Source organism: Micromonospora sp. C97 (assembly GCF_018070385.1).
Taxonomy (GTDB): domain Bacteria; phylum Actinomycetota; class Actinomycetes; order Mycobacteriales; family Micromonosporaceae; genus Micromonospora; species Micromonospora parva.
In genome coordinates, this window is record NZ_JAGPXU010000038.1 from 1 (window position 1) to 11,851 (window position 11,851).

The 11,851-nt window shown below is 71.2% G+C and carries 9 protein-coding genes and 1 tRNA gene; 5 read left to right on the forward strand and 5 right to left on the reverse strand.

Annotated features, from left to right (window positions below):
* Positions 1-496: 496 nt before the first annotated feature.
* Positions 497-1,921, reverse strand: coding sequence for a pyridoxal-dependent decarboxylase (locus tag KBX26_RS29905; RefSeq protein ID WP_210866939.1), 1,425 nt, complete (start codon positions 1,919-1,921; stop codon positions 497-499).
* Positions 1,922-2,189: 268 nt separating this feature from the next.
* On the opposite strand from KBX26_RS29905, the gene KBX26_RS29910 reads away from it, so the two are divergent.
* Positions 2,190-4,436, forward strand: coding sequence for a cellulose binding domain-containing protein (locus KBX26_RS29910; RefSeq protein ID WP_210866940.1), 2,247 nt, complete (start codon positions 2,190-2,192; stop codon positions 4,434-4,436).
* 200 nt (positions 4,437-4,636) lie between these two features.
* On the opposite strand, the gene KBX26_RS29915 is transcribed toward KBX26_RS29910, so the two are convergent.
* Positions 4,637-5,659 carry an LLM class flavin-dependent oxidoreductase gene (locus tag KBX26_RS29915; RefSeq protein ID WP_036411957.1) on the reverse strand — a complete coding sequence of 341 codons (1,023 nt, stop codon included), beginning with the start codon at positions 5,657-5,659 and terminating at the stop codon, positions 4,637-4,639.
* A gap of 60 nt (positions 5,660-5,719) precedes the next feature.
* Positions 5,720-6,199, reverse strand: a complete 480-nt coding sequence (locus tag KBX26_RS29920) for an Lrp/AsnC family transcriptional regulator (RefSeq protein ID WP_030334356.1) — start codon at positions 6,197-6,199, stop codon at positions 5,720-5,722.
* Between the two features lie 83 nt (positions 6,200-6,282).
* Between KBX26_RS29920 and KBX26_RS29925 the strand changes: the two genes are divergently transcribed.
* Positions 6,283-7,461 (forward strand): PLP-dependent aspartate aminotransferase family protein, encoded by a 1,179-nt coding sequence (locus KBX26_RS29925; RefSeq protein ID WP_210866941.1) that lies wholly within the window; start codon positions 6,283-6,285, stop codon positions 7,459-7,461.
* A 4-nt stretch (positions 7,462-7,465) separates the two neighbouring features.
* On the opposite strand, the gene KBX26_RS29930 is transcribed toward KBX26_RS29925, so the two are convergent.
* Both KBX26_RS29930 and KBX26_RS29935 read right to left on the reverse strand, forming a co-directional pair.
* Positions 7,466-8,131 carry a transcriptional regulator gene (locus KBX26_RS29930; RefSeq protein WP_247675102.1) on the reverse strand — a complete coding sequence of 222 codons (666 nt, stop codon included), beginning with the start codon at positions 8,129-8,131 and terminating at the stop codon, positions 7,466-7,468.
* Positions 8,132-8,247: 116 nt separating this feature from the next.
* Positions 8,248-8,330 (reverse strand) — tRNA-Leu (locus tag KBX26_RS29935).
* A gap of 83 nt (positions 8,331-8,413) precedes the next feature.
* Here KBX26_RS29935 and KBX26_RS29940 point away from each other — a divergent pair.
* The 3 genes from KBX26_RS29940 to KBX26_RS29950 all read left to right on the forward strand — a co-directional run bounded on the left by KBX26_RS29940 (position 8,414) and on the right by KBX26_RS29950 (position 11,800).
* Positions 8,414-9,037 (forward strand): ANTAR domain-containing response regulator, encoded by a 624-nt coding sequence (locus tag KBX26_RS29940; RefSeq protein WP_030334352.1) that lies wholly within the window; start codon positions 8,414-8,416, stop codon positions 9,035-9,037.
* Positions 9,038-9,094: 57 nt separating this feature from the next.
* A complete protein-coding gene (locus tag KBX26_RS29945; RefSeq protein ID WP_210866942.1) occupies positions 9,095-10,282 on the forward strand; it encodes a hypothetical protein in 1,188 nt (395 codons plus the stop codon).
* 366 nt (positions 10,283-10,648) lie between these two features.
* Entirely contained in the window at positions 10,649-11,800 is a 1,152-nt protein-coding gene (locus KBX26_RS29950) for a branched-chain amino acid ABC transporter substrate-binding protein (RefSeq protein ID WP_030334344.1), read from the forward strand.
* Positions 11,801-11,851: the final 51 nt, after the last annotated feature.

Sequence of the window (11,851 nt, forward strand, 5' to 3'; positions counted from 1 at the left end):
GGCCGCCCTGGAGCCGGCCGTGCGCGCCCTGCGCCGCACCCGCCCCGCCCACGCCGAAGCCGCGCCCGCTCCCGCCGGGGAGTCTGCCGCTGGTGCCGCGACGTCCCGCGCCGCCGCTGCCGGCGAGGTCCCGGCCGATCTCGCCGCGACGGGTACCCCCACCGCACGCTGACCCCCCGCCGTCCGCGTCCCCGGCCCTCCGCACCTCGGCCCCGCCGTCCTGCCCGGCCTCGCCGCACCGCTACGCCCCCCCGCACGCTGACCCCGTGCCGCCCCGCCCTGCCGCCCGCCGCCCCGCCCCCGCGCCCCCCGCGCCCCAAGATCGCGCAAGATCCTGGATGTAGTGGCATCCGGGGGTTTCGTGGCCACTACATCCAGGATCGAGCGTGACCTTGCGGGGGTGGGCGCCCCGAACCCCGCCCCGGTCGGTCGCTGCTCGTCGTCGAGAACCGCGCAAGGTCGGGGGAGGGGCGTGGATCGGCGGTGCGGCGTGGGGTTAGGGGGTGGGCAGTGTGTCGGCGGTCCTGGAGAGCAGGGCCCAGGCCGCGTCGATGTGCGCCTCGGTGGTCTGCGGTGCGCCGACCGCCAGCCGCAGCGTGTACCGGCCGGCAACCCGGGTGTGCGTCAGGTGCACCTGTCCGGTGGCGTTCGCCGAGGCCAGCAACGCCGCGTTGGTGTCGTCGTCGGCGCGCAGCCGGAAGCAGACCAGTGAGAACGGGTGCGCGGCGGCCACCTCGAACCGGTCGTCGGCGCGGACCCGCTCGGCGAACCGCTCGGCCAGCGCCACCCCGGAGCGGATGTGCGCCCGCAGCCCCTCGACGCCGTACCAGCGCAGCACGAACCACAGCTTGAGGGCTCGGAACCGTCGGCCCAGCGGCACCTGCCAGTCCCGGTAGTCGATCACCGCACCGGACTCGGAGGCCGCGTTGCGCAGGAATTCCGGCAGTACGGTCAGCGCCTCGATCAGCGCCGCCCGGTCGGCCACCCAGAACGCGTCGCAGTCGAAGCCGGTGAGCAGCCACTTGTGCGGGTCGAAGCAGTAGGAGTCGGCGTACTCCAGGCCGGCGTGCGACCACCGCAGCTCGGGGCAGACGGCGGCGGCGCCCGCGTACGCGGCGTCCACGTGCAGCCAGATGCCGTACTCGGCGCAGATGGTTCCGATCTCGGGCAGCGGGTCGATGGCGGTGGTGGAGGTGGTGCCGATGGTCGCCACCACGATGGCCGGTACGTCACCGGCGGCAAGGTCGGCCTCGATCGCGGTCCGGAGCTCGCCCGGCAGCATCGCCTGGGTGTCCGGGTCCACGGCGATCGACCGGACGCCGTCGTCGCCCAGTCCGGCGAGCCGTGCGGCCTTCTCGATGGACGAGTGCCCGTGCACGGAGGTGTAGGCGCGGTAGCGCCGGTCGATGCCGGCGTGACGCCACCGGCCGTCGCTGGCCCGGTGCAGCGCGGCCAGGGTGGCCACCAGCGTCGCCGACGAGGCCGAGTCCTGGATGACCCCACCGCCGGTGCCGGCCGAGTGGAACCGTTGTGGCAGGTCCATCAGGTGGGCCAGCCAGTCCATCATCACCGTCTCCAGTTCGGTGCAGGCCGGGCTGGTGGCCCAGAGCATGCCCTGGACGCCGAGCCCGGCGCTGACCAGGTCGCCGAGCACGCTCGGCCCGGAGGTGTTGGCCGGGAAGTAGCCGAAGAAGCTCGGGTGCTGCCAGTGGGTCAGCCCCGGTACGACGATCGAGTCCAGGTCGGCGAGGACCGCCTCGACCGGTTCGCCGCCGGTGGTGGGCGGGGCGCCGGGCAGGGCGGCGGCCACGGTGCCCGGGGGAGCGGTCGGTGTGACCGGTCGTTGCTCCACTGTCGCCCAGTAGTCGGCGATCCAGTCGACGACGGCGTGCCCGGCGCGACGGAATTCGGCGGGGTCCATGTGGTGAGGGTTCACCGGCACGAGTTGACCAGGCATCGATCGTCCGGGCAAGACCGGAAGCTCAATCCAGAGCGAGCGACAGGCGTCGATGTTGCGTGTCGGAAAGCGCTTGCCCTACGATCGCGGTGAGTCGGATCCGTGAGTTCCAGGGCGTTTCACCCCCGATCAGATCGCCGTCCGCCGCCGTCGCGGTGGGGTTGGTCCACCGTGCTTCCCCGGGCAGGGCCGGTGTGCCGCAGCGATCACCACCGGATCCCGGAGGCAGTGCATGCACCCGTCCAGACATCGGCTGATCCTGCTCGCCGCCACCACGGCGGCCACCGTCGTGGCCGGCACCCTCGGCACGGTCGTCGCCTCGGCCGCCGCCGTCGGCTGCCGGGTCGACTATCAAATCACCAACCAGTGGCAGGGCGGCTTCGGCGCCAACGTCACCGTCACCAACCTCGGTGACCCGGTCAGCGGGTGGGCCGTCACCTGGTCGTACCCGGCGGGCCAGCAGGTCACCCAGGCGTGGAACGCCACGGTCACCCAGTCCGGTGCCCAGGTCACCGCCCGCAACGTCGACCACAACGCCGCCATCGCCACCAACGGCAGCACCTCGTTCGGTTTCAACGGTTCCTGGACCGGCAGCAACCCGGTGCCGGGCAGCTTCGCGCTCAACGGCACCACCTGCACCGGCGCCCCACCCACCGGCGAGCCGACAACCCCGCCCCCGACCACCCCGCCACCCACCACGCCACCCCCGACCACGCCCCCGCCGGCGGCCGGGGTGGTGCAGATGGAGAACCTGGACCGAGGGTTGATCAGCGTCCGCTCCGGCGGCGGCAACCTGGTCTCCTGGCGGCTTCTCGGCACCGAGACCTCCGGGGTGGCGTTCAACCTCTACCGGGGCTCCACCAGGGTCAACGCCAGCCCCATCACCGGCGCCACCAACTACCTCGACAGCGGCGCGGCGGCCGGGTCGACGTACACGGTGCGGGCCGTGGTGGGCGGCGCCGAGCAGGCGGCGTCGGCACCGGCGTTGCAGTTCGGCGCGGGCTACCTGGACGTGCCGTTGCAGGTCCCGGCCGGGGGCAGCACCCCGAGCGGGGAGAGCTACACCTACAGCGCCAGCGACGCCTCCGTCGGTGACCTCAACGGCGACGGCAGCTACGAGATCGTGCTCAAGTGGGAGCCGTCGAACGCCAAGGACAACTCCCAGTCCGGCTACACCGGCAACGTCTACGTCGACGCGTACACACTCACCGGCACCCGGTTGTGGCGCATCGACCTGGGCCGCAACATCCGGGCCGGCGCCCACTACACCCAGTTCCAGGTGTACGACTACGACGGCGACGGCCGCGCCGAGGTGGCCATGAAGACCGCCGACGGCACCCGCTCCGGCACCGGTCAGCTCATCGGCTCGTCGTCGGCGGACTACCGCAACTCCAGCGGCTACGTGCTGTCCGGCCCGGAGTACCTGACCATGTTCAACGGGCAGACCGGCGCGATCGCCTCCACCGTGAACTACGACCCGCCGCGCGGCACCGTGTCGTCCTGGGGTGACTCGTACGGCAACCGGGTGGACCGGTTCCTGGCCGGCACCGCGTACCTGGACGGGCAGCGCCCCTCGCTGATCATGGCCCGGGGTTACTACACCCGCGCGGTGATCGCGGCCTGGGACTTCCGCAACGGCACGCTGACCAAGCGCTGGACGTTCGACTCGAACTCCTCCGGCAACGGCGCCGCCGCCGGTCAGGGCAACCACCAACTCTCCGTCGCCGACGTCGACGCCGACGGCCGCCAGGAGATCGTGTACGGGGCCGCCACCATCGACGACAACGGCCGGCTGCTGCACTCCACCGGCAACGGCCACGGCGACGCGCTGCACGTCGGGGACCTCGACCCGGGCCGCGCCGGACTGGAGGTGTTCAAGGTCGACGAGGACGGCAGCAAGCCCAGTTCCTACTTCGCCGACGCCCGTACCGGTCAGGTCCTCTGGTCCACGCCGGCGTCCGGCGACAACGGCCGGGGTGTCTCCGCGGACATCTGGGCGGGCAGTCCTGGCGCGGAGTCGTGGTCGTCAGCGGTCGCCGGACTGGCCAACACCAGGGGGCAGAACGTCGGCCGCAAGCCGTCCTCGGCGAACTTCCTCGCCTGGTGGGACGGTGACCCGGTGCGGGAACTGCTGGACGGCACGAGGATCGACAAGTACGGCACCGGCGGCGAGACCCGGCTGCTCGACGGCAGCGGGGTGGCGTCCAACAACGGCACCAAGGCCACCCCGGCACTCTCCGGCGACATCCTGGGCGACTGGCGCGAGGAGGTGATCTGGCGGACCACCGACAGCCGGGCGTTGCGCATCTACAGCACACCCACCCCGACCAGCACCCGGATCTACACCCTGATGCACGACCCGCAGTACCGGGTGGCCATCGCGTGGCAGAACACCGCCTACAACCAACCGCCGCACCCGGGGTTCTTCATCGGCAACGGAATGGGCACCCCACCGACGCCGGACATCCACCTACGGTGATGCGAGCTCTGGCGGTCCCGACCGGGGTCGCCTAGGGTGGCAGGCACCGGGCCGCAGCCGCGGAATCCGCTCAGCTCCGGCCCGGTGCGCCACACCGCGGCATTCCCAACCCGTCCCGACCGGGAATGCCGTACCACCACCGGCACCAACATTAGGCACCGTCCGGGTCGGCGGGGTGACGCTGACGTGAAGATCGTGTTTCACGCCCGCTGGCGCAGACCACCCGCCACCTGCTCGGCGATCAGCTCGTACGACCGCACCCGGTCCTGCACGTCGTAAACCAGCGTGGTCAGCATCAGCTCGTCCGCGCCGGTGCGCTCCTGCAACTCGGTCAGCTGCCGACGTACCGTCTCCGGCGAGCCCATCGCCTGACCGTCGCGGCGTTGCAGCACGAACTCCCGCTCGATCTCCGTGTACGGGTAGGCCGCCGCCTCGTCGGGCGTCGACAGCGGCTCCGGCCGCCCGGAGCGCAACTTCAGGAACGACAGGGCGCTCGGCCCGGCCAGCCATTCGGCCCGCTCGTCGGTGTCCGCGCACACCGCGTTGACCGCCACCATCGCGTACGGCTTGTCCAGCCACTGCGACGGCCGGAAGTGCTGCCGGTACAGGGCCAACGCCGGCAGGGTGTTCGCCGAGCTGAAGTGGTGTGCGAAGGAGAACGGCAGGCCGAGCAGGCCGGCGAGCTGGGCGCTGAAACCGCTGGAGCCCAGCAGCCACACGGCCGGCTGCTCACCGCGACCCGGGGTGGCGACGATCTGCCCCGGCTTCTCCCCGCTGAAATAGTTCATCAGGTCCGCAAGCTCCCGGGGGAAGTGCTCCGCCGACAGGCCCTCCATGGTGCGCCGCAACGCCAACGCGGTCATCTGGTCGGTGCCCGGCGCCCGGCCGATGCCCAGGTCGATCCGACCGGGGTGCAGCGCCTCCAGGGTGCCGAACTGCTCGGCCACCACCAGCGGCGCGTGGTTGGGCAACATCACCCCACCCGAGCCCAGCCGGATGGTCGAGGTGTTCGCCGCCAGGTGCGCCAGCAGCACCGCGGGCGCGGAGCTGGCGATCGCCGGCATGTTGTGGTGCTCGGCCACCCAGAACCGGTGGTAGCCCAACTCCTCGGTGCGGCGGGCCAACTCGGTGGTGGCCTGCAGGGCCGCGCCAGCGGTGGCGCCCTTGGCGACCGGGGCAAGATCAAGAACAGACAACGGTACGGTGATCACAAGGTCAGCCAACCCGGCACCGACCGGCTTTGTTCCGACATCCGGGTTTTCGTCGGCCAGCTCACCCGCCGCTCAACCCATCCCGCGGGCCTGCTCGAAGATGAGACTGGTCTGGGTGTGCTGCACCACCGGGTCGACCGCCAGGTGGTCCAGGACGAAGTCGCGCAACGCGTCGCCGGACGCCGCCCGCACGTGCAGCACGTAGTCCTCCGCACCGGCCACGTGGAACACCGACACCACCCCGGGCAGCCGCACCGACCGGGCCCGGAACGCGTCCACCGCCGCCCGCTCGTGCGCTGTCAACCGCACCGACACCAACGCCTGCAACGGCAGGCCGAGCGCCGCCGGATCCACCTCGGCGTGGAAACCACGGATCGCACCGCGCTCGCGTAACGCCCGGGTGCGCGTCAGGCACGTCGACGGCGCCACCCCCACCCGCTCGGCGAGCGCGTTGTTCGGCAGCCGGCCGTCCGCCGCCAGCTCGGTCAGGATCGCGCGATCCACCTCGTCCAGGGCCGGGTACGGCCGCACATCATTCGGCTCGGGGGGCATCCCCGCATCCTTTGCCGAATTCTCTGCCGAAACAAGAGCTTTTCACAGAATAGTTTTCCGAACTATTGCCGTCATAGCATCAGATGTTCGACGCTACCGCCATGACACCGATGGACACCCGGGCCGTGCACGCCGGCCGCGACGACCTCCGCACCCTCGGCGTGCACGTACCGCCCATCGACCTGTCCACCACCAACCCACTGCCCTCGGTCGACGACGGCGGCAACGCCTACGAGCAGCTCGCCACCGGCGGCACCCTCCCCGCCGAAGGTGGCGCCGTCTACCAACGGCTCTGGAACCCCACCGTCGCCCGCTTCGAGAGCGCCCTCGCCGAACTGGAGGGCACCGCCCAGGCCGTCGCCTTCGCCAGCGGAATGGCCGCCCTCACCGCCACCCTGCTCGCCGCCGCCCGCGACGACCGCCGGCACGTCGTCGCCGTCCGACCCCTCTACGGCGGCACCGACCACATCCTCGCCACCGGCCTGCTCGGCACCACAGTCACCTGGGCCCACCCCGACGAGGTCGCCGCCGCCATCCGCCCGGACACCGCACTGATTATCGTCGAGACACCCGCCAACCCCACCCTCGACCTGGTCGACATCGCCGCCCTCGCCGCCGCGGCCGGCGACATCCCACTGCTGGTGGACAACACCGTCGCCACCCCCGTGCTGCAACAGCCCGCCCGCCACGGCGCCACCCTCGTCCTGCACAGCGCCACCAAGAGCATCGGCGGGCACGGCGACGTCCTCGCCGGCGTCGTCGCCTGCGACGACACCTGGGCCGTGCGCCTACGCCAGGTCCGCGCGGTCACCGGCGCGATCCTGCACCCCCTCGGCGGCTACCTGCTGCACCGTGGCCTGCAGACCCTGCCGTTGCGGGTCCGCGCCCAACAGGCCACCGCCGAGAAACTCGCCGGCTGGCTCGCCGACCACCCCGCCGTACACCGGGTGCACCACCCCTCGGTGCACGACCCGGCGGCGCTGGTCGGCCGGCAGATGGCCGGACCCGGCAGCCTGCTCGCCTTCGAGGTACGCGGCGGGGCGCCCGCCGCCGCGACCGTCGCCGGTGCCTGCCGGCTCATCACCCACGCGGTCTCGCTCGGCGGCGTGGACACCCTCATCCAGCACCCGGCCTCGCTCACCCACCGGCCGGTCGAGGGCGACGCCAAACCCGCCGCCGCCCTGCTGCGCCTCTCGGTCGGTCTGGAAGACCCCGAGGACCTGCGCGCCGACCTCGCCCACGCCCTCGACACGATCGCCTGACCGGTCAAGACTTCGGACCGACGTGGCGGTCCAGGGTGACGACCGCGGCGCGCCGGGCCACCGACAGCGAGTTGCGCCGGTTCATCCGCCAGGCGATGCCCAGCAGGTCGAGGCCCCACTGGCAGAGCCCCATGATGTCGGCCGACTCGTTGACGAACATGTAGCGCGGGTAGACGTACGCCTTGCCGCGCACGGTCACCCGGTTGGCGACCCGGCAGCCGTCGGAGTGGAACAGCCCTCTCAGAAAGTCGCCGGGGTGCTGTTCGATGATCGGCCGTTGCCAGTCGGCGAGGACGATCGGTCGCTCGTGCTTCTTGCCGGGACCGTGCTGCGGGAGCAGGCAGGGCCAGTGGAGGCCGTAACTCTGCACGCCCACGCAACCCTGCTTCTGGATCCGTTGCACCCTGGAGGCCAACACGGCTCGCATGGCCACGTCGCACGCCTCGATCAGCCCGGGCCAGGCATCGGAACAGTAGATGCGTAACACCGGAACACGCGCCGTCGTGACCAGGTGGCCGTCGCCCAGGTAGAGACCGAGCAGGTAGGCGTAGGCCCCGGGGTCGGTCGGATTGTCGACATCCGGCCGACATCGGAAGCAGCGCAGTTCCGTGCCACGCCGCACCGGTTCGGGTCGATCGACGCACCAGTGCCAGACGGTTGCGTACGGCAACGACAGCTTCCGAGCTACGGAATGAATGCTGTGTCCGCGAACGCGGAGCGCGCGGGCCTGTGCCCGCATCTGCGGTGGATGCACGTCCACATCGTCGAACAGGCGTATGACAAGAGTGCCGGGAGCGGGATTCGAACCCGCAAGCCCTTTCGGGCAGAAGTGTTTGAGACTTCCGTGTATGCCGTTCCACCATCCCGGCGGGTGGCGCCTACTGTACCCGACTACTCTCATGCGGGAGCATGGGTGGTAGCCGTGCAGTGATCGATGGTGGGGGTAGGGCTGGTGGCTGAGACGCCGACGGATGCCGAGCGCAGGCGCGTACTGATCGCCGAGGACGAGGCGCTGATCCGGCTGGACCTCGCCGAGATGCTGGTCGAAGAGGGTTACGAGGTGGTGGGGGAGGCCGGCGACGGTGAGACAGCCGTTCGCCTCGCCGAGGAGCTGAAGCCCGATCTCGTCATCCTGGACATCAAGATGCCGATCATGGACGGGCTGGCCGCCGCCGAGCGCATCGCCGGCGCCCGGATCGCTCCGGTGATCATTCTGACCGCGTTCAGCCAGCGTGATCTGGTGGAGCGGGCGCGGGCGGCGGGCGCGATGGCGTACCTGGTGAAGCCCTTCCAGAAGAGCGACCTGGTCCCGGCGGTGGAGATCGCGCTGTCGCGTTACTCGGAGGTCGCGGCCCTGGAGGCGGAGGTCGCGAACCTGACCGACCGCCTGGAGATCCGTAAGTCGGTGGAGCGGGCCAAGGGCGCGCTGATGACCACCTACGGGATGACCGAGCCGCAGGCGTTCAAGTGGATCCAGCGCACGGCCATGGACCACCGGATGACCATGAAAGAGGTCGCCGAGCGAATCCTCGCGGAGACCGCCGGTGGCGAGGTGTCGCAGCAGCCGACCGTCTGAGCGGTCCGGGGCGACGCCGGGCCACCGTGTGCGGGCTCTGCTGGTTAGCATCGACGGGTGTCCGTCCGACGGGTGATCGCGGTGTTCGGCCTCTTCGCGCTGCTGCTCGCCGGGTGCGACGGGCCGGCCGCGCCGAGCGGCGCGGGGTCGACGACGGCCCCGGCGCCGCCGCTGCGGCCGGGTTGGCAGCCGCTGACGTTGCCGGCGCCGCCGGGTGGCGAGGGTCGTCCGCTGGTGCGGGACGCGGCGTCGTGCGCGGGCCGGTGGTTCGTGGTCGGTGGTGTCGTGGACGCCGACGGTGGCACCCGCCCGGCGGCCTGGACCAGCGTGGACGGTACGACGTGGAGCGTGCTGCCGGTGCGTCCGGATTCCTTCTACGGCCGGCAGAACGTGTTCCTGTCGGCGGCCTGCCGGGACGGGCAGGTGGCGTTGATCGGCGCGAAGGTCGGCGGTGCGCACGGTTACCCGCGGGTGAGCACGTGGCGGCAGTTGGCCGACGGCACTCTGGTCGAGGTGCAGGCGCCGTTCGAGACGTACGGCGGGCCGACGGCGGTGAACGTGTCCCGGCTGACGGCCGGCCCGCCGGGTTGGTTGATCGTCGGTAACCGGTCGGCGGGTGCGGCGTCCTGGGTGGCGTCGCCTGCCGCGGCGGAGTTCGCGCTGGTCGAGGGTGCACCGGAGCTGGCCAGTGACGCGGCGGGGGTGACCTGGGCGTTCGACGCGGTGGCGACGTCGTCGGGGTGGCTGGCGGTGGGTGGCCTGTTGCCGGCTGGCCGGATCGATCGTGACCCGGCGGTGTGGTCGTCGCCGGACGGGCGGTCGTGGCGGCGCACGGTGCTGCCGGGTGGGCCGGAGTACGAGGAGTTGCAGCGGGTGGTGCTGGTCGACGGCGTGCCGGTGGCGGTCGGGCTGCGCGGGGGGACGTTCGGCGCGTGGCGGCAGGAGGCGTCGGGCTGGGTGGCTGGCGGCGCGTTCGGGCGGCGGGGTGGGGCCGGGGTGCCGGGGGTGGGCTCGCTGGTGTCGTCCGGCGGCAGTCTGTTCGCGGCGGTGACGGATGGGGCACGGCACTCGGTGTGGGTGTCGACCGACCGGGGTGGTTCGTGGCGGGAGGCGACGATGCCCCTCGATGTGCCGGCGGGCGTTGACCGGGACGTGACGCTGATGGCGGTGGGTGACCGGTGGTGGTTGGCGGCGGACGACGGCACCCGGGCCGGGCTGTGGTCGGCGACCGGCCTGGGCGCCTGATCGCCGCCGGTGCGGTGAGGGTTCACCCCGGCAGCTGACCCGAGCGGGCGTTTGCGCAGGTCAGTCGGCTTTTCGTCGGGTTCGCGCGGGCGGGGTGGGCGCTGCTGGACGTCGACCGGGCGTGGTTTTAAGGACCGTCCGGCGGATTCACCTGTTACGGACATCGACATGATTGCCCACGTCTTCGTAACGGTTTCGCAGACCCCGCCTTCAGGCCTTCCGGGACGGTATGTCGTGTCGGTACGCTCCGCCATCACGAGCCGTAACGCAGGGGGCGTCCCTGCGGGGTGGGTGGAATTGCGGGTCTGCTGCTGTCGCCGTCGCTTCGGGTCAGCCGCGTCCGCATCTCGAGGAGGTCAGGAAGCCGTGAGGCGAAGCTATGTACGGGCGCTGGGCACCGTAGCGCTCGCCGCGACCCTGGTGGTCGCGGCTGGTTGCCAGGATTCCGGTGGCGGCGACGGTGGGACCGCGTCGGGCGACTGCGGTGGCAAGATCGCGATCTTCGGCGCGTTCACGGGTGACAACGCGGGTCTGGTGATCCCGTCGCTGAACGGCGCGAAGCTCGCCGTGGAGCAGTTCAACACGGCGAACCCGGACTGCAAGGTCACCATGCAGGAGTTCGACACCCAGGGTGACCCCGCGGTGGCGACCCCGTTCGCGAACCAGATCGCTGGGGACAACTCGTTCCTCGGTGTCATCGGTGGTCACTTCTCCGGTGAGTCGGACGCGACGATGCCGATCTACCAGGCCGCGGGCCTGGCGATGGTCAGCCCGTCCGCGACCCGGACCGACCTGACCCAGAAGGGCAACACGTCCTTCTACCGCGTGGTCGGCAACGACGGCACGCAGGCCGGCGCGGTGGCGAGCTACCTGAAGACCCAGAACGCGCAGAAGGTCTTCATGGTCGACGACGCCAGCGCCTACGGCGCCGGCATCACCGACGAGCTGGGCAAGCAGCTCGGCCCGCTGGTCGTCAACAAGGACAAGATCCAGGAGCGGCAGACGCAGTTCGACGCCACCGTTTCCAAGATCAAGGCCGCTCAGGCGGACTTCGTCTTCTACGGCGGCTACACCCGTGAGGCCGCTCCGCTGGTGAAGCAGATGCGTGCCGCCGGTGTCCAGGCCAAGTTCGTCGGCCCGGACGGTCTCTACGACACCGCGTTCCCGAAGGGTGCCTCCGGTGGCGCCGAGGGCGCGATCATCACCTGCCCGTGCCTCCCGGCCGACAAGGCCGGCGGCACCTTCTCCGCTGACTACCAGAAGAAGTTCGGCATCCCGCCGGGCTCCTACGGTGCTGAGGGCTTCGACGGCGCCACCATCTACCTGGACGCCTTCAAGGCTGGCAAGAAGACCCGGGCGGACATCCTGGCGTTCGTGAAGTCGTACGACAAGCAGGGTGTGTCGAAGTACATCAAGTTCGACGCCAAGGGTGACGTTGACCCGACCAAGGTCGTCATCTGGGCCTACCAGATCAAGGGCGAGGCCATCGAGGCGCTGCAGGAGCTCAAGCTCAGCTGACGCCCCACGCAATGGAGTGCGGCCGGGGTGTCTCACCCCGGCCGCACTCGA

Coding starts and splice junctions, on each gene's coding strand:
- KBX26_RS29925 (WP_210866941.1), top strand. CDS start 6,283: ATGTTCGACGCTACCGCCATGACACCGATGGACACCCGGGCCGTGCAC.
- KBX26_RS29905 (WP_210866939.1), bottom strand. CDS start 1,921: ATGGACCCCGCCGAATTCCGTCGCGCCGGGCACGCCGTCGTCGACTGG.
- KBX26_RS29910 (WP_210866940.1), top strand. CDS start 2,190: ATGCACCCGTCCAGACATCGGCTGATCCTGCTCGCCGCCACCACGGCG.
- KBX26_RS29920 (WP_030334356.1), bottom strand. CDS start 6,199: ATGCCCCCCGAGCCGAATGATGTGCGGCCGTACCCGGCCCTGGACGAG.